This window comes from Quyinboa ferrireducens (genome assembly GCF_042436675.1).
Classification (GTDB): domain Bacteria; phylum Bacteroidota; class Bacteroidia; order Bacteroidales; family UBA5342; genus JBHJHP01.
Genome location: NZ_JBHMVA010000044.1, coordinates 1 through 3,006, shown reverse-complemented (window position 1 = coordinate 3,006; position 3,006 = coordinate 1). Strand labels below are relative to the sequence as shown.

The window sequence follows — 3,006 nt, the reverse complement described above, 5'->3', positions numbered from 1 at the left end:
CAACATCATAATCAGAAGAATTAATATGTCTATCCGTCTTGTCATTTTTTAATTACCGCCAACGTTCCCGCGGTATGGTGTCGTGCGGTTGACTGTCACACGAAGTGTAGATAGTCAAGCCGAAAACGACGGCATACGGAATGTGAATTTGCAAATTAAAACAAAACCGCATGCACTATGACCGCGTGTTGTACACCGTTTTTATTCGACTTCTGTTATTTTTATAATTTTTCCATTAGAATCATAATCATATTTCAAACATTTTTCACCTTTTGTTCTAAGTACGAATTTTATTTTATTAGGCGGATCATATTGTCTGAATTCAATGGGATTATTGTTTTCATAGATTGTTTTCATTATTGTGTCTGTGCTCCACGGACTATATGTTATTTCAACTCCATTCTTTACACCGTCCTTATATTCTATAGTTTTTTCTAGTTCCCATGAATCAAATGCTTTCCCATAAATTTCCCATCTACCATTTTTTTTACCATGAAAGTAATTTCCAATCATTTTAGACAGAGTCGGTTTGTAAATTTTAGAATTTAACGAATCATTCCGGATATTATATTTTGAATTCATTATAGAAGTGTCAATAGGATATTCAATCCATAGTCCACGTTTTAGGTTATTGTAATCATAACTACCGCTATCAATCAAATTTTCCCATGGAGATAAATCCACTTTTGAATAATGCGTTTTAGATTCGCTGGTTTTCCAAGCCAAAAATGCTATTGTATCTGTATCGTTTCCAGAGTTCAAGATAATATAAGCATTCATTTCTTGACAGATCGCATGGACACTCAAAAAACATATTTGTATTAGAAAAATTAATCGAAGCATTTTAAGTCAGTAAATGGTGTACAACGTTCCCGCGGTATGGTGTCGTGGCAGTTTCTGTCCGATAGGATAGGAACTGTCAGGACGAAAGGCGCTTGCAGCGAACGTTGAATTATTTGGTTTAAAATACTGCCATGCACTATGACCGCGTGTTGTGCCCCGTTTTTCATTTTAAAATTTTCTTGATTGAAGGTTCATCAACCCTTAAAATTCTCAAAATCTGTGTGGCTCGTGCTTTATTTTTCTTTTTGGTCCGGTCAAATTCGTCCATTAGTCCTGTTGCGTACAGTCTCTCATTAACGGTCATTCCGCCAAGTCCAACCACGCTTTGAACTTTTTTAATTGTTAGCTCTTCCTGGATTTTACTGAGTATATATTCGCAAGCATCTGTTTCGTTTGTAAATGTTCTTGAGGAATGCTTTTCGCCACGTTCTCTATAATAGACTTCATATTCAGCCGTGTACTTTCCCATTTTGATTGTCATAGCGATTTTGTCATTATCATCAGTTGAGCCGAAAAGTCCTTGCAGACAATACCTGTCGTCAGAAACGCCTATTTTTTTGAGTTCGCTATTTAGTTCTTCAATTGTCATTTTTTCAAAATGGGGCACAACGTTCCCGCGGTATGCTGTCGTGGCAGTTTCTTTCCGACGGGAAAGGAACTGTCAGGACAAAAGAGACAGCCTGCGAACGTTGAAATATTTTGTTTAAAAATACTGCCATGCAGTATGACCGCGTGTTGTAAATAGTGCCTTCTTTTGTTCTCTCACGGGTGCTCTTTAAATTGATGCTCTACAAATTAAACACTCCGGCAAATCAAATGAGATTCAGCCACCCATGGCCGGATAATTTAAATCAAAAACTCTACGATATTGCATCAACCCAAAACGATATTGCGTCAAAATATGAATCTTCAAAGTTTTGTAGACTGAGATTCCACCCGACACCTGGTTTAAATCAAACGATGATCCAGTTTTAAAAAGAACGTTCCCTGCTTCAGCCGAAAGAGGGTGGAAGCCAGTTTTAAAATAATCAAACAACTAATCACGGCATTATTTACAACGTTCCCGCGGTATGGTGTCGTGGCAGTTTCTGTCCGATAGGATAGGAACTGTCATGACGAAAGGCGCTTGCTGCGAACGTTTATACACTTTGTTTAAAATAACTGCCATGCACTATGACCGCGTGTTGTGGCGTCGTTTTTATTTTTTATGCGGATATTGGACTCACTCTTATTTGTCCTCCAACTGCTTTCAAAACTTTCATTATTGTCGAGAATTGCGGTTTTGCTCCGTCAGACAAAGCTTTATATAAACTTGGTCTACTCATTCCAGTTTCTTCTGCAATTTTGGTCATTCCGATAGCTTTTGCAATATGTCCGAGTGCGGTGATAATATCGGAGTTGTCGCCTTCTTCCAAAACAGAATTTAAATATTCGGCAATCATTTCCTTGCTGTCCAAATAGTCTGCTATGTCAAATTTTGAAGTTTCCATTTTTTACTTTGTTAATTTGTTCCAAATTTCTTTTGCCTTTTCGATATCCTTTTGCTGGGTTGATTTGTCTCCTCCAATCAACAGAATTATTATTTTTCCGTCTGTTTCTTTGAAGTAAATTCTGTAACCTTTGGCAAAATTTATTCTCAATTCGCTGATTCCGTCTCCAACGGGTTTGCAGTCACCAAAGTGCTCATCGTTTTCAAGTTTTTGGATTCTGAACAAAATTTTCGCTTTTGCTCTTAAGTCCTTTAACTTTCTCAACCACTTGTCAAATTCTATCGTTTTTTCAATAAAGTACATTTAGTTGTTGTATTCATTTGGATACAAATTTAGATAGATTTCTTGAATTTTAAAAATTGTTCGTTGATTTTTGAGCGTTCTGTTAAAATGCGCCACAACGTTCCCGCGGTATGGTGTCGTGGCAGTTTCTGTCCGATAGGATAGGAACTGTCAGGACGAAAGGAGCAGACAGCGAACGTTGAGTTATTTGGTTTTAAAAGTACTGCCATGCACTATGACCGCGTGTTAGGCTTTGTTGTTTTTACTTTATATGATCAGTATTTGATAACTTACCTTGTCTCTTTCTTACCTCTGAGAACAGTTTTTTAATACTTTCTCTTTTCCAATAGCCAATTTCATACTGTTTATGGATTAAATCAAGTGTAAAATT

4 protein-coding genes are annotated in these 3,006 nt (G+C 37.0%); all 4 read right to left on the bottom strand.

Features of this window, described 5'->3' with window-relative positions; genetic code table 11:
* Positions 1-201: 201 nt before the first annotated feature.
* Positions 202-780 (bottom strand): hypothetical protein, encoded by a 579-nt coding sequence (locus ACE01N_RS20185; protein WP_380592831.1) that lies wholly within the window; start codon positions 778-780, stop codon positions 202-204.
* 226 nt (positions 781-1,006) lie between these two features.
* On the bottom strand, positions 1,007-1,432 hold the full coding sequence (locus ACE01N_RS20180; RefSeq protein ID WP_380592829.1) for a hypothetical protein: 426 nt from the start codon (positions 1,430-1,432) through the stop codon (positions 1,007-1,009).
* A gap of 616 nt (positions 1,433-2,048) precedes the next feature.
* Positions 2,049-2,333 (bottom strand): addiction module antidote protein, encoded by a 285-nt coding sequence (locus tag ACE01N_RS20175; protein WP_380592827.1) that lies wholly within the window; start codon positions 2,331-2,333, stop codon positions 2,049-2,051.
* Positions 2,334-2,336: 3 nt separating this feature from the next.
* Positions 2,337-2,636 carry a type II toxin-antitoxin system RelE/ParE family toxin gene (locus ACE01N_RS20170; RefSeq protein ID WP_375721243.1) on the bottom strand — a complete coding sequence of 100 codons (300 nt, stop codon included), beginning with the start codon at positions 2,634-2,636 and terminating at the stop codon, positions 2,337-2,339.
* Between the last annotated feature and the right edge of the window lie 370 nt (positions 2,637-3,006).